15 protein-coding genes are annotated in these 18,476 nt (G+C 68.4%); 8 read left to right on the top strand and 7 right to left on the bottom strand.

The genetic code is table 11. From position 1 onward, the window contains the following. Positions 1 to 94: 94 nt before the first annotated feature. On the bottom strand, positions 95 to 1,483 hold the full coding sequence (locus ACHAAJ_RS00075) for an MFS transporter (RefSeq protein ID WP_435725773.1): 1,389 nt from the start codon (positions 1,481 to 1,483) through the stop codon (positions 95 to 97). Between the two features lie 119 nt (positions 1,484 to 1,602). Then, positions 1,603 to 3,006, bottom strand: a complete 1,404-nt coding sequence (locus ACHAAJ_RS00070; RefSeq protein WP_435725772.1) for an NAD(P)H-quinone dehydrogenase — start codon at positions 3,004 to 3,006, stop codon at positions 1,603 to 1,605. Positions 3,007 to 3,092: 86 nt separating this feature from the next. Here ACHAAJ_RS00070 and ACHAAJ_RS00065 point away from each other — a divergent pair, with 86 nt between their 5' ends. From ACHAAJ_RS00065 to ACHAAJ_RS00045, 5 genes are all read left to right on the top strand, one after another. After that, the gene (locus tag ACHAAJ_RS00065) at positions 3,093 to 3,902 is read left to right on the top strand and encodes a purine-nucleoside phosphorylase (protein WP_435725771.1); all 810 of its coding nucleotides are present in this window, start codon (positions 3,093 to 3,095) and stop codon (positions 3,900 to 3,902) included. Between the two features lie 4 nt (positions 3,903 to 3,906). Next, positions 3,907 to 5,688 (top strand): phospho-sugar mutase, encoded by a 1,782-nt coding sequence (locus tag ACHAAJ_RS00060; RefSeq protein ID WP_435725770.1) that lies wholly within the window; start codon positions 3,907 to 3,909, stop codon positions 5,686 to 5,688. Between the two features lie 60 nt (positions 5,689 to 5,748). Then, entirely contained in the window at positions 5,749 to 6,450 is a 702-nt protein-coding gene (deoC, locus tag ACHAAJ_RS00055; RefSeq protein WP_435725769.1) for a deoxyribose-phosphate aldolase, read from the top strand. Between the two features lie 49 nt (positions 6,451 to 6,499). Next, positions 6,500 to 6,763 carry a hypothetical protein gene (locus tag ACHAAJ_RS00050; RefSeq protein WP_435725768.1) on the top strand — a complete coding sequence of 88 codons (264 nt, stop codon included), beginning with the start codon at positions 6,500 to 6,502 and terminating at the stop codon, positions 6,761 to 6,763. Positions 6,764 to 6,969: 206 nt separating this feature from the next. Continuing rightward, entirely contained in the window at positions 6,970 to 7,344 is a 375-nt protein-coding gene (locus ACHAAJ_RS00045; protein WP_435725767.1) for a YtxH domain-containing protein, read from the top strand. Between the two features lie 113 nt (positions 7,345 to 7,457). Here the strand turns inward: ACHAAJ_RS00045 and mfd are convergent, their stop codons facing one another. Beyond that, a complete protein-coding gene (gene mfd / locus ACHAAJ_RS00040) occupies positions 7,458 to 11,102 on the bottom strand; it encodes a transcription-repair coupling factor (RefSeq protein WP_435725766.1) in 3,645 nt (1,214 codons plus the stop codon). A gap of 214 nt (positions 11,103 to 11,316) precedes the next feature. Here mfd and ACHAAJ_RS00035 point away from each other — a divergent pair, with 214 nt between their 5' ends. Both ACHAAJ_RS00035 and nhaA read left to right on the top strand, forming a co-directional pair. Beyond that, on the top strand, positions 11,317 to 11,814 hold the full coding sequence (locus ACHAAJ_RS00035) for a DUF2505 domain-containing protein (RefSeq protein ID WP_435725765.1): 498 nt from the start codon (positions 11,317 to 11,319) through the stop codon (positions 11,812 to 11,814). 38 nt (positions 11,815 to 11,852) lie between these two features. Further along, on the top strand, positions 11,853 to 13,190 hold the full coding sequence (nhaA, locus tag ACHAAJ_RS00030) for a Na+/H+ antiporter NhaA (RefSeq protein WP_435725764.1): 1,338 nt from the start codon (positions 11,853 to 11,855) through the stop codon (positions 13,188 to 13,190). 16 nt (positions 13,191 to 13,206) lie between these two features. Here nhaA and sufU read toward each other — a convergent pair whose 3' ends face one another. The 4 genes from sufU to ACHAAJ_RS00010 form a co-directional block, all read right to left on the bottom strand. Then, entirely contained in the window at positions 13,207 to 13,683 is a 477-nt protein-coding gene (sufU, locus tag ACHAAJ_RS00025) for a Fe-S cluster assembly sulfur transfer protein SufU (RefSeq protein WP_435725763.1), read from the bottom strand. Beyond that, positions 13,680 to 14,963 carry a SufS family cysteine desulfurase gene (locus ACHAAJ_RS00020; RefSeq protein ID WP_435726213.1) on the bottom strand — a complete coding sequence of 428 codons (1,284 nt, stop codon included), beginning with the start codon at positions 14,961 to 14,963 and terminating at the stop codon, positions 13,680 to 13,682. Before ACHAAJ_RS00020 ends, sufU begins: the two co-directional genes overlap by 4 nt. A 270-nt stretch (positions 14,964 to 15,233) precedes the next feature. Continuing rightward, complete coding sequence (gene pth / locus ACHAAJ_RS00015; protein WP_435725762.1) at positions 15,234 to 15,815, bottom strand: aminoacyl-tRNA hydrolase; 582 nt, start codon at positions 15,813 to 15,815, stop codon at positions 15,234 to 15,236. A 17-nt stretch (positions 15,816 to 15,832) separates the two neighbouring features. After that, complete coding sequence (locus ACHAAJ_RS00010; protein WP_435725761.1) at positions 15,833 to 16,447, bottom strand: 50S ribosomal protein L25/general stress protein Ctc; 615 nt, start codon at positions 16,445 to 16,447, stop codon at positions 15,833 to 15,835. A gap of 451 nt (positions 16,448 to 16,898) precedes the next feature. Here ACHAAJ_RS00010 and ACHAAJ_RS00005 point away from each other — a divergent pair. Beyond that, on the top strand, positions 16,899 to 18,476 hold a 1,578-nt coding region (locus ACHAAJ_RS00005), incomplete at its 3' end, for a tyrosine-protein kinase domain-containing protein (RefSeq protein WP_435725760.1).

Raw genomic sequence — 18,476 nt, 5'->3', positions numbered from 1 at the left:
GTCCCCACGGGGACCGGCCCCACACCACTTGTTCGCCAGCAAACGCCAGCGGCGGCGGTCCCCTCGGGGACCGCCGCCGCTTCGTTGGTTGACTTTAGGAGATGTTGTTCTCGTAGTCGCGGTCCCGCGTTTCGGCGGTCATCCACAGGGCGATCAGCGTCAACACGGCGGCCGCCGCGAGGTAGACGCCGACCCAGACGGTGTTCCCGCCGCCGGACTGCCACAGGGCAATGGCCACGAACGACGCCGGGGCGGCACCGATCACCGACGAAAGGTTGTAGGCGACGGCGGAGCCGGTGTAGCGGACGTTGGTCGGGAACAGCTCGGGAAGGATCGCCGCCATCGGACCGAAGGTCAGGCCCATCAGGGTGAAGCCGATGATCAGGCCGGCCATCGCGGCTCCCTGGCCGGGTCCGAAGAACAGCGTCCAGCACGCGCCGAAGACCAGGATGCCGATCGAGACGGCCATGAGGAACTTGCGGCGTCCGTAGCGCTCCGCGAGGGGCCCCGACACCACGGTGAAGATGCCGAAGAAGACGACGCCAAGGATCAGCATCCACAGGAATTCGGGCCGCGCGATGCCGAGCCCGGGGACGAAGGACGCGGCGTCGAAGGTCTTCCCGGCCTTTTCCGCGGCAGCCGCGGCCACGGCCGGGTCGCTGGGAGACGTTCCGTAGGTCAGGGTGAACGAGGTCATCAGGTAGAACAGCACGTACGTGGCGAACATGATGAACGTGCCGGCGACGACGGGGCGCCAGTGGTACTTGAAGGTGTCCTTGATCGGGGACTTGGCGACCTTCTTGGCCTTGACGACGTTCTGGAAGGACGTGGACTCGACCAGCTTCAGGCGGATGTAGAGGCCCACGGCGACAAGGACCGCGGAGAGGATGAACGGCACGCGCCAGCCCCACGCCAGGAAGTCCTCGTCGGACAGCGTCAGCTGCAGCGCAACGAAGAGCAGGTTGGCGAGGATGAAGCCGAGCGGGGCGCCCAGCTGCGGGAACGTTCCGTAGATGGCGCGCTTGTTGGGGGGCGCGTTTTCGGTGGCCAGCAAGGCCGCCCCGGACCACTCGCCGCCGAGGGCCAGGCCCTGGCAGAAGCGCAGGATGACGAGCATCAACGGCGCCAGGACAACGAACGATCCGGTGGCCGCCGGAAGGAAACCGATGAGGAACGTGGCGATGCCCATGGTGAGCAGCGAGGCCACCAGCGTGCCCTTGCGCCCGAATTTGTCGCCGAAGTGGCCGAACAGGATTGAACCCACGGGCCGCGCAACGAAGGCCACGCCGAAGATCGCAAAGGAACTCAGGATGGCATTGATGTTGGTCGCATTGGGGAAAAAGAGCGCGGGAAACACCAGCACGGAGGCGGTGGCGTATGCGTAGAAGTCGTAGAACTCGATGGTGGTGCCAATGAGGCTGGCGAAGATCACGCGGCCGCGCGTGTTTTTCTTCGGTGCCGTTGCGGTGGCGGGACTGGACACGGTAGTGGCCTCTCTCCGAACAAGGGTCGATGGATGCCTAGCGATACTAGGCCCACCCGCCACTATTTGGACAGTATGTCCAGATAGTGGACACCCTGGAGGCACAGACGGACCGTGAACTACACGTGCACGTGCAACCTCCGCGCGGCCTCGGAGACCGAGCCGCTGATGGACGGGTAGACGGTGAATGTCTCCGCGATGTCGTCGACGTGCAACCGCTTGTGCACCGCGAGGGCGATCGGGAAGATCAACTCGGATGCGCGCGGCGCGACCACCACTCCCCCGATCACGGACCCGGAGCCCTTGCGCGCGATGATCTTGATGAAGCCCTCGGTCACGTTCATCATCTTCGCCCGCGCGTTGGTGGCCAGGTTGAGCTTGATGATGTCCGCCTGGTACTTTCCCTCCCTGACCTGCTGCTCCGTCACTCCGACCGTGGCGATCTCCGGGGAAGTGAAGATGTTGGACGACACCTCGTTGAGCTTCAGCGGGCGCACGCTGTCCCCCAGCAGGTGGGCCATGGCGATCCGTCCCTGCATCGCGGCCACCGAGGCCAAGGCGAACACGCCCGTGCAGTCGCCCGCCGCGTAGACGTTCGGTGCCGTGGTGCGCGAGACGCCGTCGACCTTGATGTGCCCGCTGTCCGTCACCGCGACACCGGCGTTCTCAAGGCCGATGTCGGCTGTGTTGGGGATGCCGCCGACGGCGACCAGGCAGTGGCTGCCGTCGATCGTCCGGCCGTCGGAAAGGGTCACGAGCACGCCGTCGCCCACGCGTTCGACGGCCGCCGCTCGGGACTTCGCCACGACGTTGAGGCCGTTTTCGCGGAAGACGTCCTCGAGGACCTGTGCCGCATCGGCGTCCTCGCCCGGCAGGACCCGGTCACGCGAGGAGACCAGCGTGACCTTGGCGCCCAGCATGTTGTACGCGGACGCGAACTCCGCGCCGGTGACGCCGGAACCGACGACGATCAGGTGCTCCGGAATCTCCTTGAGGTTGTAGACCTGGGTCCACGTGAAGATGCGTTCGCCGTCGGGCTTGGCCGTGGGGAGCTCGCGTGGATGGGCGCCCACGGCGAGGAGGAGGGCATCGGCGTCGAGCGTCTGCTCGGATCCGTCCGGGCGTTGGACGTGCACCGTGTTGTTGTCGATCAGCCTGCCGCTGCCGATGACCACGCGCACGCCTGCGCGTTCGAGTCCCGTATGGATGTCGGACGACTGGTCGCGCGCCAGGGCCAGAAGTCGCGCGTTCACGACGCCGAGGTCCGCCGTCGCATCCGTCACGTCGCCGGTGCGGACGCCGAAGTTGCGCGCTCCGGACACCCGGCGCATCGCGTCCGCGGTCGCGATCAGCGTCTTGGAGGGCACGACGTCGGTGAGCACCGCCGCTCCCCCCATGCCGTCGCGCTCGACGATCGTCACCTGCGCACCCAGGTGCGCACCGACAATCGCCGCCTCGTAGCCTCCAGGGCCACCTCCGAGGATCACTAGCCGATGGGCGCTGAAATCGTGTTGAGCAGTCACGAGAGTCCATTCTTCACCAAGCGTAGGAAACTTGCACACCTGTGGTGGTTCCGCGTAGGGGACCGGGTTCCCGGTACATTGTTCCCGTGACCGAACAACACAACGATCCCTTTGCCCTGGCCAGCGAGGCCGCCGCAGCAATCGCCGATCAAACGGGGGTCCGGCTGCACGACACCGCCCTGGTCCTCGGCTCCGGTTGGGGCGAGGCGGCCGGACTACTCGGCGAGACAACCCACTCGCTTCCCGCCGACGGCATCCCAGGGTTCCACGCTCCGGCCGTCGTGGGCCACACCGGAATCATCAAGTCCGTGCTGACCCCGGCGGGTCGCCGCATCCTCGTGTTGGGCGCACGCACGCACTACTACGAGGGCAAGGGCGTCCGCGCGGTGGTGCACGGCGTCCGCACCGCCGCCGCCGCCGGCTGCAAGACCCTGGTTCTGACGAACGGTTGCGGAGGCCTGAACGAGGACTGGACGCCAGGCACCCCCGTGCTGATCAGCGACCACCTGAACCTGACGGCCGCCTCCCCGCTGGAAGGCGCGACCTTCGTCGACCTGACCGACCTCTATTCCGCGCGGTTGCGGGACATCGCCCGCTCCGTGGACCCGACCCTGGATGAAGGCGTCTACGCCCAGTTCACCGGGCCGCACTACGAGACCCCCGCCGAGGTCCGCTACGCGAAGGCCATCGGCGCCGATCTGGTGGGCATGTCCACGGCCCTCGAGGCCATCGCCGCGCGCCACGCGGGGCTGGAGGTCTTCGGCATCTCGCTGGTGACCAACCTCGCGGCCGGGATCAGCCCCGTTCCCCTGAGCCACGGCGAGGTCATCGAGACCGGCCAGGCCGCCGGACCGCGGATCTCGCGGCTCCTCGCCGACATCGTCGACCGGATCTAGCGCCGTGGGACACCCAACCGCTCTCTCCGCGGAACTCGCCGCCGCCGTCGAACTCTGGATCAAAGAGGATCCCGACCACGCCACCGCCGATGAACTGCGCGTCTTGGACGCAACCGCCGCGGGTGGCGGCGTGGCCGCCGACGCCGCCGCGTCCGAGATCGCCGACAGGTTCGCCGGACCGCTGGAGTTCGGTACAGCCGGGTTGCGTGCGCCGTTGGGCGCCGGGCCCGCCCGCATGAACCGCGCGGTGGTCCGGCGCACCGCCGCCGGGTTGGCCGACTACCTCCTGCACTCCGCCGCCGGCGCCTACCAGCCGCGCGCGGTGATCGGCTTCGATGCCCGCCACAACTCGGACGTGTTCGCCCTCGACACGGCGGCAGTCTTCACGGCCGCCGGCATCGAGACGCTGCTCCTGCCGTCGCAACTGCCCACGCCAGTGCTCGCGTGGGCCGTGCGGGCGCTGGCCTGCGATGCGGGCGTGATGGTGACGGCCAGCCACAACCCGCCGCGTGACAACGGCTACAAGGTTTACCTCGGCGGGCGCGCCGTGGCAGGCGCGGGCCAGGGAGCCCAGATCGTAGCGCCCATGGACGGCGACATCGCCGGCCGGATCGACCACCACGCCCCCCTGTCCTCGATCCCCCTCGCCGGATCCGGCTGGACGGTCCTGCCGGGCGCCGGCGAGGACGGCGACATCCAGGCGCGGTATGTGTCCGACGTCGCCGCACTGGCCGACGCCGGGAACTGGCCCGCACGCGACCTGCGGATCGTGTTGACGTCCCTGCACGGCGTCGGCGGGAAAACGATGACCCGGATCTTCGCGGAAGCGGGCTTCGACGACGTACGCGTCGTCGGCGCACAGTCGCAGCCGGATCCCGACTTTCCCACGGTCGACTTCCCGAACCCGGAGGAGCCCGGCGCCATGGATCTGGCCTTGGCCCAGGCCGAAGCCGAAGCCGCGGATCTGGTCATCGCCAACGACCCGGACGCGGACCGGTGCGCCGTCGCCGTCCCGGGAGCAGACACCGGAGCGGAAACGGGATGGCGCATGCTCAGCGGCGACGAAGTCGGCGCGCTGCTCGGCGCCCACATGGCGAAGCGGCTGGCCGCGCCCTGCGTTGCCGGATCCACGCCGGACCGCAGCGTGGCGACGTTCGCGAACTCCATCGTCTCCTCCCGCCAGTTGGGACGCATTGCGCAGGCACACGGCATCGACCAGCACACCACGCTGACGGGCTTCAAGTGGATTTCCCGCGTTCCGGAGCTCTCGTACGGCTACGAGGAGGCGCTGGGATACTGCGTGGCACCGGACCTCGTCCGCGACAAGGACGGAATGTCCGCCGCTCTCCTGGTCGCCGAGCTCGCGGCCGGCCTGAAGGCCGACGGCCGCTCCATCCAGGACGCGCTGGACGAGCTCGCACTGCACCACGGCCTGCACCTGACGGACCAACTGTCTGTGCGGGTCCACTCGTTGGACCTGCTCGGGGCCATGATGGGCCGCCTCAGGTCGCGGCCGCCCGAGTCCCTGGGCGGATCGGAGGTCGTCGACATCCGGGACCTCTCCCTCCCGGGTGGCGAGCTGCCCCCCACCGACGGCATGCTGTTCATGACGGCGGACGACACCCGCGTCATCGTGCGCCCCAGCGGCACGGAACCGAAACTGAAGTGCTACTTGGAGGTTGTCTCGCCGGTCTACTCGGCGGACGGGCTTCCGGATGCCCGCGCCGTTGCCGGCGCGCGTCTGGCGGCGGTCCGCGCCGACGTGGGCGACGCACTGGGCCTGTAGAAGCCCAACCGCTGGAGACGACCCGGGCACCACGCCCACCCCACCACCCAGGAGATACGAATGCCCTCGAGCCAGAATGCAACCACCCCGGCCTCTGACATCGCCGGCTACATCGACCACACCCTGCTCAAGCAGGACGCCTCCCGCGACGACGTCCTGCGGATCGCGGCTGAAGCGGCCAAGTACGGCTTCAAATCCGTCTGCGTGAACCCCCTCTGGGTCGCCACCGTCGCGCAGGCGTTGGCCGGCAGCGGCGTGCTGACCTGCTCGGTCATCGGGTTCCCATTCGGTGCCACGACGACGGCGTCCAAGTCGTTCGAGGCCGCCGCGGCGGTCGGCGACGGGGCCGCCGAAATCGACATGGTCATCGACATCGCGGCCGCGAAGCGCGGCGACCGCGAAGCGCTGGTCGCCGACATCTCCGGCGTCGCCGCCGCGGTGCACCAGGGCGGCGCGATCCTCAAGGTCATCATCGAGACATCGCTCCTCACCGACGACGAGAAGGTCCTCGCCTGCGAGTCCTCCGTGGCGGCCGGGGCGGACTTCGTCAAGACCTCCACCGGCTTCGCCGGAGGCGGCGCCACGATCCACGACGTGGCGCTGATGCGCAAGACCGTCGGTCCGGACATCGGCGTCAAGGCCTCCGGCGGCGTCCGCTCGCTGGAGGACGCGCGGGCCATGCTTTCGGCGGGCGCAACACGGCTCGGAGCCAGCTCGGGTGTTGCTATTGTAGAGGGAGAACAGGGAGCCGCAGGCTACTGACGCGGGCGCCGCGGACAGCTCCGCCGGCGCATTAACAAGGAGAATCGCTGTGTATTCAGACGGCAAGAACAAGGCCTATTCCGGGCAGGGAAACTTCGTGGGCAATTTCGTGGCCTTTGCCGTGTTCTTCGTCCTTTTTTGCGGGTCCCTCTACGCACTGTCCTTCTGGACGCTCGAAAACGCCTGGGTCCCGGGCATCGTGTGCCTGGTGCTCGCGGGTCTCGCCTTCGGCATTCCGCAGGCGATCCTGGGCCGTTCGGACAGCTTGGAAACGGCGCGCGCCGAGGCCGCGGCGGTCGCGCGGACCAAGTAGCCGGATCCCGCGCGCGTCATTCGCCCTGCGCGGGACAGGTGCTTTCGACGGAAGCCCCGCCTTTTCGGCGGGGCTTCCGTCGTTTGCGGCGATGTTGCGAAGGTATGCGGCGACGTTGCGGGCCATCCGTGGCGGCACCGCTCCACTGGCGCTAGGGTGGTTTGCGGGGCCCGAACCAGGGCCCGGACGACCACAGGAGGACTGGAATGCGAATCTTTACGTTCCTTGCGGGAGCAACTGCCGGATACATCTTCGGCACACGATCGGGCCGCGAGTCCTACGACAAGATGAAGGTCAAGGCCCGCGAGCTCTGGGAGGATCCCCGCACCCAGGACAAGCTGAACGGCCTGGGCGAGACGATCAAGGAGAAGGCCCCGGAGGTCAGCGCCGCCGTCGGCGCCGCCGCGTCGAACGTGGCACACAAGGTGCGCGAGACCACCGGCAAGTCCGATTCGACGGGTTTCGGCGGCTCGGCCGGCGCGACGGACCACGTGTCCGACCCCGCGCATGCCGCGGACACCGGAACCGACTGGTCCAGCGAAGGCGGAGCGACGCCCAGCGGCCCGGCCACCGGCAGCTAGCGGCAGCCGCGAAATAGCGGCAAACGGGCCGGACGCAAGGAACCCCCGCCACCGCGCATCCGCGGGTGCGGGGGTTCCTGCCGTCCACCGCTGCCGCCCGGCGGACGATACGGCTAGTCCTCGAAGACCGCCTTCAGCACGCCGCCGGCCCATTCCAGCATCTGCGCGTCAGCGAGGTCCCTGCCCCCGATAGCGGCCGTCTTCGGCTTGGGAATCAGGATCGCGTTCAGCGCGGGTTTCTGCTGCGCGCCCTTGTACATCCGCGCCAGGCGCAGCTCCCTGGATTCCGGCAGGTTGGCGGGGGCGAACTTGATGAAGTTGCCCTGCAGCGCGACGTCGGTCAGTCCGGCGGCACGGGCACGCACACGGAACCGGGCGACCTCCACCAGGTTCACCACGGGCGCCGGCGGCTCCCCGTACCTGTCCACCAGCTCGGCCACGACCGCGTCGATGCCCTCGCGGTCCGTGGCCGCCGCCAGCTTCCGATACGCCTCAAGGCGCAGCCGCTCCCCCGGCACGTAATCGTGCGGCAGATGCGCGTTGACCGGCAATTCGATCTTCATGTCCGCCGGTTTCTCCTCGGCGTCGCCCTTGAAGTCGGCCACGGCCTCGCCGACCAGCCGGATGTAGAGGTCGAATCCGACGCCGGCGATGTGCCCGGACTGCTCGCCGCCGAGCAGGTTTCCTGCGCCGCGGATCTCAAGGTCCTTCATGGCGAGTTGGAAGCCTGACCCCAGCTCGTTGTGGGCGGCGACGGCCTTCAGCCGCTCCAGGGCAACCTCCCCCAACGGCTTCTCCGCGTTCCAAAGGAAGTACGCGTAGGCGCGCTCGCGTCCGCGGCCCACTCGGCCGCGCAACTGGTGGAGCTGCGAGAGTCCGTAGGCGTCCGCGCGGTCCACGATCAGCGTGTTGGCGTTGGAGATGTCCAGCCCGGTCTCGATGATGGTCGTGGAGACCAGGACATCGAACTTCCGCTCCCAGAAGTCCACGATGATCTGTTCGAGCCGGGCCTCGCTCATCTTCCCGTGCGCCACCTCGACCCGCGCCTCGGGGACCAGCTCACGCAGCTTCGCGGCGACCGAGTCGATGGACGACACCCGGTTGTGGACGAAGAACACCTGGCCCTCGCGCATCAGTTCGCGGCGGATGGCCGCGGTGACCTGCTTATCCGTGTAGGCGCCGACGTACGTCAACACCGGATGGCGTTCCTCCGGCGGCGTCGCCAGCGTGGACGTCTCGCGGATACCCGTCAGCGACATCTCCAGCGTGCGCGGGATCGGCGTCGCCGACATCGCCAGCACGTCCACGTTGGTGCGCATCTTCTTCAGCGCTTCCTTGTGCTCCACGCCGAAACGCTGTTCCTCGTCGACCACGACCAGCCCGAGGTCCTTGAACTGGACCTCTTGGGACAACAACCGGTGCGTGCCGATCACCACGTCCACCGAGCCGTTCTTCAGTCCCTCGATGATCCCCTTGGACTCCTTGGCGCTCTGGAATCGGGACAGGGAAAGCACGCGCACCGGGAACCCGGAGAACCGCTCGGCGAACGTCTCGTGGTGCTGGCGTGCCAGCAAGGTGGTGGGCACCAGAACGGCGACCTGTTTGCCGTCCTGAACGGCCTTGAAAGCCGCGCGCACGGCGATTTCGGTCTTGCCGAACCCGACGTCGCCGGACACCAGGCGGTCCATGGGGATTTCCCGCTCCATGTCCGCCTTGACCTCGTTGATGGTCGTCAACTGGTCCGGGGTCTCGTTGAACGGGAACGCCTCTTCCAGTTCCTGCTGCCACGGGGTGTCCTTCGCGAAGGAGTGCCCGCGCGAGGCCATACGCGCGGAGTAGAGGCGGATCAGCTCACCCGCGATCTCCTTGACGGCGCGCCTCGCCTTGGACTTCGTTTGGGACCAGTCGGAGCCGCCCATCTTGGACAACGACGGCGCTTCGCCCCCGACGTAGCGCGTCACCTGGTCCAGCTGGTCGGTCGGAACGAACAGCCTGTCCCCGGGGGCCCCGCGTTTGGACGGCGCATACTCCAGCACCAGGTATTCGCGCATGGCTTCGGGTCCGGAGCCGCCGGCGACCTTGCGCTGCATCAGTTCCACGAACCGGGCGATGCCGTGCTGTTCGTGAACCACGAAGTCGCCCTCGGTGAGTTGGAGCGGGTCGACGGCGTTGCGCCGCTTCGCCGCCAACTTGCGTCCGCTCTTGGCCGAGTACGCGCTCGAGCGCCCGAGCAGGTCGGCTTCCGTCAGGAGTCCCAGCTTGAGTCCGTCGAGGACGAACCCCCGTCCGGCGACCGCCGTGGTGATCTCGATCAGACCCTCCTGGGGGGAGGCGTCCAGCGATTCGACGCGATGGCACGGGATTGCGGCGTCGTGGAAAAGCTCGGCGAGCCGCTGGGCCGGTCCAGGGCCGTCGGTCACCACCACCACGCGCCAGTCGTCCCTGACGCGGGATCCGATGAATTCCATCATCTCCGCGACGTCGCCCTGGTACCCGCGGGGCTCGCGAGCGCCGACCCTGATGCTGTCCACGTCCAGGACCAGTTCCCCGTCAAGCCCCAGGGACGTGACGGACCACCAACTCACTAAGGACCGCAGCGCGGTGGCGCGGGTGTCCGCCAGCGATGCGAAGTTGCCCTGGTCCAGCGCGGCGGTCAGCCCCTCGGCCTGCAGGAGGTCCACCGGCGCCGCTCCGCCGTCGGACGCCGTGGACCAGGCCGCGGCCAGGAACTCCTCGTTGGTGGCCGCAAGGTCGTGGGCGCGCGCCCGCACCCGCTCCGGCTCCATGACCATGGCGATCGAGTTGGCCGGCAGCTGGGCGGCAAACGGCACCATCGCGTCGACGAGAACGGGGGCGAGGGACTCCATGCCCTCCACCGCGATGCCGCCGGCGATCTTCTCCAGCATGTCCGCCGCAGCCGGCATCGCACCGAGGAGCTTCGCGGCCCGGGACATGACGGACGGGGTGATGAGCAGCTCGCGGCACGGCGGCGCAAACAGCCCGACGGGCCCGGCACCCTCCGCGCCATCGGGGTCCAGCGAACGCTGGTCCGCTACGGCGAACCACCGCATCTGTTCGACTTCGTCGCCGAAGAACTCGATGCGCACCGGGTGGTCCTCGGTGGGCGGAAAGACGTCGAGGATGCCTCCGCGGACGGCGAATTCGCCGCGATGCGTCACCATGTCCACGCGCGAGTAGGCGGCGTCCGCCAACTCCCGGACCACATCGCCAAACGGCTTCTCCTCCCCGGTGCGCAGGCGGACGGCCTTGAGGTCGCCGAGGCCGTCGACGAGCGGCTGCACGACGGCGCGGACCGGCGCCACCACGACTTTCAGCGTCCCGTCGGGGTGCTTGAGGCGGCGCAGGACGTCGAGCCGGCGCCCCACGGTGTCCGACCGCGGCGAGAGCCGCTCGTGCGGCAAGGTCTCCCAGCTCGGGAACTCCGCTACGGCGCCGGGCGGGAGGTAGGAGCGCAATGCGGCCGCCAGATCCTCGGTTTCCCGACCCGTCGCCGTCACGGCCAACACGATGGCGGCTCCCGCGCCGTCCGCCCCGCCGTCCGCCCCGCCGTCGGCCGCTCCGTTGCCACCGGCTTCGAGTCCGTCGACGGCCTCTGCCACCAGCGCCGCGCGCAGTCCCGCGGGTGCCGCGACCTCGAGGTCCTGGCTGCGCGTCCCGAAAGGGTTCGTGGCGTACGCGCGAACCCGCGCGTAGGAGGGATCGGCCGCAAGGGCGGTACGAAGACCTGTGAGGGCCATGGGGGTTCCTTCCGGGGCCGGCGGACAGCACAAATACCCGGGATCCTTGAGGAGTCCGGGGCACCACTCCAGCCTACCGCTTCCGCCCGTCCCCCCGGCCTCCCGCGGTGGGTCGCGGGGTCTGCGTTGGGGGGCACCGCACGGGGACCGTAGCATGGACACAGCAACCGACGTCGGCTCCCCAGCGTGCCGAACCCCACCCGAAGGAGCCACCGTGGCATTGAGCGCCAGCACCACCGTCAACTACCCGGCCAGCCGCGTCGCGGAGGTGTTCGCGGACCGCGACTTCGTGGAGCACGTCAGCGGCCAGGTCGGGGGAACCCTCGATGAGTTCACGGTCAGCGGACCGGTGGCCCAGGCGTTCGAGGCCACCGTGGTGCGCTCCGTCCCCACGGACCGCCTGCCGGAGATGGTCCGGAAGTTCGTGGGCCAGACGCTCAGCATCACCCAGCGCGAGTCGTGGTCCGCTCCCGCGGCAGACGGGAGCCGCACGGTGGACATCACGATGGACGTCGCCGGTGCCCCCGTCGAGGTGAAGGCCGTGCAACGGCTGGTGGCCGACGGCGAATCCACGACCGTCGAACTGACCGGGGACGTGAAGTCCGGAATCCCGTTCCTCGGCGGCAAGATCGCGGCCGCCGCCGAGCCGTTCCTCGGCAAGGCCCTGGGGCTGCAGGCGCGGCAGGCCCAGGCTTGGCTCGACCGCCGCTAGTCCCGACGGACCGATCTTACGAAGAACCAGGAACAGCCATGAACCAGCCACCCACCAAGCCGCCCATCCAGCCGTCCTCCGATACGGCTTTCCGCCGTTCCAGCTACACGGAGCACCTGCGGATCTCCGAGATCCTGCGCAAGGAAACCATCGGCGGACTGGTGCTGATCGTCGCCGCTGCCGTGGCCATCATCTGGGCGAACACGCCGGCAGCCGCCTCCTACTTCGCCCTGCGCGACCTGCACGTCTCCATCCCCGTGCCCTGGCTCGATCTCGACCTCAGCCTGGGGCACTGGGCCTCGGACGGCCTCCTGGCCGTGTTCTTCTTCCTCGTGGGGCTGGAGCTGAAGCGGGAATTCGTCATCGGCGACCTCAATAGGTTCAGCCGGGCGATCGTCCCCGTCACGGCCGCCTTCGGCGGAGTGCTGGTTCCCGCCCTGATCTACCTCGCCCTCAACGCGTCAACCGGAGGCGAGACGCTCCGCGGCTGGGCCATTCCCACGGCAACGGACATCGCCTTCGCGGTGGCCGTGCTGGCCGTCATCGGCTCACATCTACCGTCCGCGCTGCGGATCTTCCTGCTCACCCTGGCCGTGGTCGACGACCTCATCGCCATTGTGATCATCGCCTTCGTCTACACCTCCGACCTGAAACCGCAATTCCTCCTGTTCGCCCTGGTCCCGATAGCACTGTTCGCTGCGCTCTCCCAGCGTGGTCAGCGTTTCTTCGGACGCCGCCCCTGGGCGGCATGGCTCATCCTGCTGCCTTTGGGTGTCATCGCGTGGGCGCTGGTGCACGAGTCCGGCGTCCACGCGACCATCGCCGGCGTCGTGCTCGGTTTCATCGTCCCCGTGCGCCGCAGGGACGGCGCGGACGGCCGCGGGCTCGCGGAGGCGTTCGAACACCGCTTCCGCCCGCTCTCCGCCGGTTTCTGCGTTCCGCTGTTCGCTTTCTTCTCCGCGGGCGTCACCATTGGCGGCCCGGAGGGCATCGGGCGCGCGCTCGGGGACCCCGTGGTCTGGGGAATCGTGGCGGGGCTGCTCCTGGGCAAGCCGATCGGCATCCTCGGTTCCACTTGGCTGGTCACCAAAACCCGCCACGCCAACCTGGATCCGGACACCCGCTGGGGCGACCTGTTCGGGGTCACGCTACTGGGCGGGATCGGATTCACCGTGTCACTGCTCGTGTCGGAGCTCAGCTTCGGCCTGGAATCGCCGCACTACGAGCACGCCAAGGTCGCCATTCTCGTGGGCTCGCTGCTCGCGGCGGTGCTGGGCTCCCTGTGGCTCCGTCCCCGGGACAAGCGCTACCGTGACATCGCCCAACGCGAGCGCGTCGACGCCAACAAGGACGGCGTCCCGGACCTCTTCGAGTAGCGCGAACAGCGGTCTACTAGGCGCGTTCGGCGGGCTCCGCGGCGGTCCCGTTGGACGCCAACAGCGCCTGCTCGGCGGCCACCCAGGCCAACATGGCGCACTTGACGCGGGCGGGGAACTTCGAGACGCCGGAAAACGCGGCCGCGTCCCCGAGCACTTCCTCGTCCGCTTCCCGCGTCCCGCGCGACCGCATCACCTCACGGAACTCCTGGACCATCGCCAGGAGTTCGACGCCGTCCACGCCGTCCGACAACTCGGTCAGCGCGGACGCGGAGGCCATGGAGATCGAACAGCCGTTGCCCTCCCAGCTGATCCGTGCAACACGCGCTCCGTCGGTTTCGACGCGCAGGCGGATCTCGTCGCCACAGATCGGGTTGTGCTGGTGCGACTCCCCCCACGCGTGGCCCGGCTCGGCCTCCACGAGGCCGTCGCCTTCGCGGCGCTTCGCGTGGTCGAGGATGATCTGCTGGTAGAGCTGTTCCAGGCCGCTCATGCGTTGACTCCGAAGAACGGGCGAACGCCGGCGACGGCCTCGAGGTACGCATCGACGTCGTCCGCGGTGTTGTAGAGATAGGTGCTGGCGCGCGTGCTGGCCGTGACGCCCAACGCGCGGTGCAGCGGCTGGGCGCAGTGGTGGCCGACACGGACGGCGATGCCGCGGCTGTCGAGGAACTGGCCGACGTCGTGCGGGTGAACCCCGTCGACGTCGATGGCCGCGGTGCCGATGCGCTCCACGCCGGCGGGTCCCAACTGGCGTATGCCCGGGATCGACGCCAGGCCCTCGGCCATGCGCGCCCCGAGAGCGGACTCCCAGGCGGCGATCCGGTCCATGCCGACCTCGGAAAGGTACCTGGCCGCCGTCGCCAGGGCCACCGCCTGCGAGACGCGCTGCGTTCCCGCCTCGAACCGCGCCGGCGCGGGAAGGTACTGCGCGGATTCCATGGTGACAGTGGTGATCATGGAACCTCCCGTAAGAAAGGGCGGCATGGCGTTGAGCAGCTCCCGGCGCCCGTACAGGGCGCCGATGCCGGTCGGACCCAGCATCTTGTGGCCGGAGAAGGCCATGAAGTCGACGTCGAGTTCGCGGACGTCGACCGGCAGGTGAGGGACCGACTGGCACGCGTCGAGGACCGTCAGTGCCCCCACTCCTCGGGCCAGCGCCACGAGGGCGGGCACGTCGGTGACCGTGCCCAGGACATTCGAGACATGCGTGAAAGCCAGCACACGGGTGCGCGGTCCCACGACGTCGGCGGCGAGGTCCATGCGCAGCGCGCCGTCGGCGTCGACCGGGATGTGGCGCAGCGTCGCGCCCGTGCGGAAGGCGAGCTCCTGCCACGGGATGAGGTTGGCGTGGTGCTCGAGCTCGGTGACGACGATCTCGTCGCCCGTGCCCAGCGCGAAGCGCTCCGCTGCGGGGCCCCCGCGACCGGCCGCCGCATTCGAGAACGCGTACGTGACGAGATTCAGCGCCTCGGTGGCGTTGGACGTCCACACGAGTTCGTCCGTCGCGGCGCCGACGAAGGCGGCTACCGTTTCGCGCGCGTCCTCGTAGATGTCTGTCGCCTCGACAGCGAGGCTGTGGGCACCGCGGTGGACGGCCGCGTTGAAGCGCTCGTAGAAGTGCTGCTCGGCCTCGAGCACGCACTGTGGCTTCTGGGACGTCGCGCCCGAGTCCAAGTACACCAGCGGCGCGCCGTTGATGGACCGGCCGAGGATGGTGAAGTCCGCGCGCAGGCGGCCGACCTCTGCGTCGTCGAGCGGCGCCGTGTCCATGGCGCTCTGGCGGGTGGGTGACTCCACTGTGGACGGGCCCTTCGCTTGGGAATGCTCGGTCGTTTGGGGATGTTGAGTGCGGTGATTCGGGATTCCGGAACGGAACCGTGCCCTAATCCTCCCACTCGAAGCGCCATTGCACACCTGAGCCGAGCCTTACCTTTGTCCGGGACCGAAACTCGTTCCTCGTCCGGGCGCCACAAGGGGAAACGTGTCAACTGGCTAGGTTGAGTTGCCGCGAGTCACGCTTGCCTCCAGGCGGGCCGCCGATCAAGCAACATGGAAGCGTCGCTGGGCCGCCTCGAGACCTTCCCGGATCAGCAGTTCCGTGGCGTCAGCGGCATCGTCCACGAGGAACGGAAGTTCCTTCTTCTCCACCGTCCCGAAGTCCTTGAGGACGAAATCCGCGGTATCCATGCGTCCGGGAGGACGGCCAACGCCGACCCGGACGCGGTAGTAGTCTTTCGTCGACAGTGCCTTGGAGATGTCCCGGAGGCCATTGTGGCCCCCTTCTCCCCCGCCGAACTTGAGCTTGAGCGAGTTGAACGGGACGTCGACCTCGTCGTGCACGGCGACGACGTGGTCCGCGGCGATCGAGAAAAACTTCGCGAGCGACGAGACCGGGCCTCCCGACAGGTTCATGTAGGTCGAAGGTTTGGCGAGCACCACGCGCGGCCCGCCGATCCCCAGGCGTCCCTCGAGCACGTGGGCACGGGACTTGTGCGCCTTGAAGGATGCCCCCACACGGGCGGCCAGTACGTCCAGGACCATCTGGCCCACGTTGTGCCGATTGTGCGCGTAGCCGGGCCCGGGGTTTCCGAGCCCGGCCACGAGCCAGGTGTCGCTAGTCATGCGGGTGGGTGGGGACCCTACTCGGCGGAGGAAGCAGACGCGGCGGGAGCCTCTGCGCCGGCCTCGGTGGAGGACTCTGCACCAAGGTCCGCCGCCGCCGGCACGTACACGGTCGCGATAACGGTGTCGCCCTCGATGAGCAGCGAGGTTCCCTTGGGCAGGACGAGCTCGGAGGCCAGCACGTTGTCGCCGGCTTCGCGGCCTTCGACGTTCACCGTCACGGATTCGGGCAGGTGGGTAGCTTCGGCCTCGACGGAAACGGTGAACTGCTCCAGGTCCAGGACGGCGCCGGCGGCAACTTCGCCCTCGACGTGCACGAAGATGTCGACGTGGACCTTCTCGCCCTTCTTGACGGTCAGCAGGTCGAGGTGGTCGACGGTCTGCTTCAGCGCGTGGCGCTGGATGTCCTTGACGAGCGCGAGGTGCTCTTCGCCTTCGACGTCGAGAACCAACAAGGCGTTCGAGTGGCGCACGGCCAAGGTGGTCTCCTGGGCCGGCAGAAGGAGGTGGAGCGGCTCGGCGCCGTGGCCGTAGACGACTGCCGGGATCTTGTGGTCGCGGCGGGCCTGGCGCGCGGCGCCCTTGCCAAAGTCGTTGCGGAATTCCGCGGCAAGCTTGAGCTGATCGGTCATGGTGGATCTCCTTGGATTCGTTGCGGTCTGCCTGGCTCGGAGGTCAAAGCCTAGATGCCGCAACGTCCACCGGATGATGGCCGCGGCGTCAGCGTCTAGCCTCGTCGATCACGGAGCGCATGGGACACAAGATCCCGCTCCCTCGCCTGGGCACTGCCCACCATCATACCAGCCCGCGGCACCCACGGGCGCAGGGCATGATGGCCGCCGCGAAACTCCGTGCCCTGTCAGTGGGCTAAAATCGTATGGACTATAGCGCGCAAAGCTGGCTTGGACAGTCTCAATTTTGCACGTACCGAGCCCACGGGGAGATTTTATTTTGGAACCGAACGAAGTCAATGGCGCCGAGGCTGGGCCCGACTTGCGTCAATACCTGAGTGTCGTCAGAGCGTACTGGCGGGGAATCTCCGCAATAGTACTGGCGACTGTGCTTCTGGCTTTCCTGTGGACCATGACTCAACCGAAGATCTACGAGGCGTCGTCCTCGGGCCTGGTCGTGACGGCAGGCGCGGAGAACATCGGTACCGCATTGGCGGGCGACAACCTCGCCAAGTCCAAGGCCACCAGCTACAAGTCGATCGCCGAAACGCGTCCCGTCGCGTTGAAGGTCCGTGAGGAACTGGGCATCGAAACCAGCCCCGACACGCTCCTGGGGCAAATCACGGTCGAGGTCCCGACCGCCACCGCCGAAATCCGCGTGAGCGCGTCCTCCACCGATCCGGCCGCGGCACAGAACCTCGCCAACGCCTGGGTCCAGGCCTTGGCCCGGCAAGTCGCCGAGATTGAATCGGCCGGTTCCGACGGCGGTTCTTCCCAGCCCGCGGTCCAGGTCGCCCCGCTCGGCATGGCCGCGCTCCCCACAGCCCCGGTGTCCCCCAACACAAAGCTCGCGCTCGCGCTCGGCGCCGTCGTCGGGCTGGCGCTCGGGTTGGGCTATGCGCTGGTCCGCAACCACTTGGACCGCCGGATCCGTTCAGCGGAAACCGTGGAACGGCTCGGAACCAGCGTCGTGGGCACCATCCCCTCCGACTCTCGACTGACGGACCACCGGCAGATCGTTGAGACCGGAGTGCTCGACCACGACGACCGCGAATCCCACGCCTTCTCCGAGTCTCTCCGGGAACTGCGTACCAACCTTGCCTACATGGACGTCGACAACCCGCCGCGGGTCATCGTCGTCACGTCGTCCGTACCCGGCGAAGGCAAGTCTTCCGTCACCGCCAACCTTGCCGTCGCCATCGCGGCGACCGGACGCGAGACGATACTCGTGGACGGCGACCTTCGCCGCCCGGTCCTCACGGAGGTCTTCGGCCTTCCGGCCGGCGCCGGACTCACCGACGTCCTCAGCGGCATGGCCGATATCGACGACGTACTGCAGCCGTACGGCCCCGTCCCCAACCTTTCGCTGCTTTCCTCGGGCCGGATCCCGCCGAATCCCTCCGAGCTTCTGGGCTCGCGCGCCATGAAGAAGCTACTCCGCGAACTCTCGGAAACCGCCGTCGTCCTGATCGACGCACCGCCACTGCTGCCCGTGACCGATGCCGCGATCCTCACCAAGTCGGCGGACGGTGCCCTCGTGACGGTCAAGGCCGGGTCGACAACGACGGACGAGCTCGAGAAGGCTCTGGACAACCTCCGCAAGGTCGATGCGCACGTGCTCGGTGCAATCCTCAACCAGGTTCCCACCAAGGGCGCCGACGCCAGCCAGTACGGTTACTACGGGAAGTACTACTACTCTTCTCAGGCCACCGACGGGGCACCCAGCCGCCGCAACGGGCATGCGGTAGCGGTGGAGGCGCCCGAGACGCAGGCCCCGACGCCGTCCGCTGCCCCCGTTGCCGCAACGGACCGACCCGCAGGGGACGAGCACTACGGAGAAGGGCCGGTGCAGCCGACTCGGGTTTCCGCCTCGTCCGCGGCCAACCACGAGCACTTTCAGGCCGAACCCGACGCGATTTTCGACGTCGAGCGCGCCGACCAAACCGCCGGGGATCCGTCCTTCGACGAGTTGCTGACCTCGCCGCAGATG

Source organism: Arthrobacter arnarulunnguaqae (genome assembly GCF_051262515.1).
Lineage (GTDB): Bacteria > Actinomycetota > Actinomycetes > Actinomycetales > Micrococcaceae > Arthrobacter_N.
The sequence above is the reverse complement of the archived record's forward strand: the minus strand, read 5'-3'. Positions and strand labels throughout refer to the sequence as shown.

Bases quoted from the DNA above. Each gene is read 5' to 3' on its own strand.
- pth (WP_435725762.1), bottom strand. From the start codon at position 15,815: ATGACTAGCGACACCTGGCTCGTGGCCGGGCTCGGAAACCCCGGGCCC.
- nhaA (WP_435725764.1), top strand. From the start codon at position 11,853: ATGAACCAGCCACCCACCAAGCCGCCCATCCAGCCGTCCTCCGATACG.
- ACHAAJ_RS00010 (WP_435725761.1), bottom strand. From the start codon at position 16,447: ATGACCGATCAGCTCAAGCTTGCCGCGGAATTCCGCAACGACTTTGGC.
- ACHAAJ_RS00020 (WP_435726213.1), bottom strand. From the start codon at position 14,963: ATGGACACGGCGCCGCTCGACGACGCAGAGGTCGGCCGCCTGCGCGCG.
- sufU (WP_435725763.1), bottom strand. From the start codon at position 13,683: ATGAGCGGCCTGGAACAGCTCTACCAGCAGATCATCCTCGACCACGCG.
- mfd (WP_435725766.1), bottom strand. From the start codon at position 11,102: ATGGCCCTCACAGGTCTTCGTACCGCCCTTGCGGCCGATCCCTCCTAC.
- ACHAAJ_RS00045 (WP_435725767.1), top strand. From the start codon at position 6,970: ATGCGAATCTTTACGTTCCTTGCGGGAGCAACTGCCGGATACATCTTC.
- deoC (WP_435725769.1), top strand. From the start codon at position 5,749: ATGCCCTCGAGCCAGAATGCAACCACCCCGGCCTCTGACATCGCCGGC.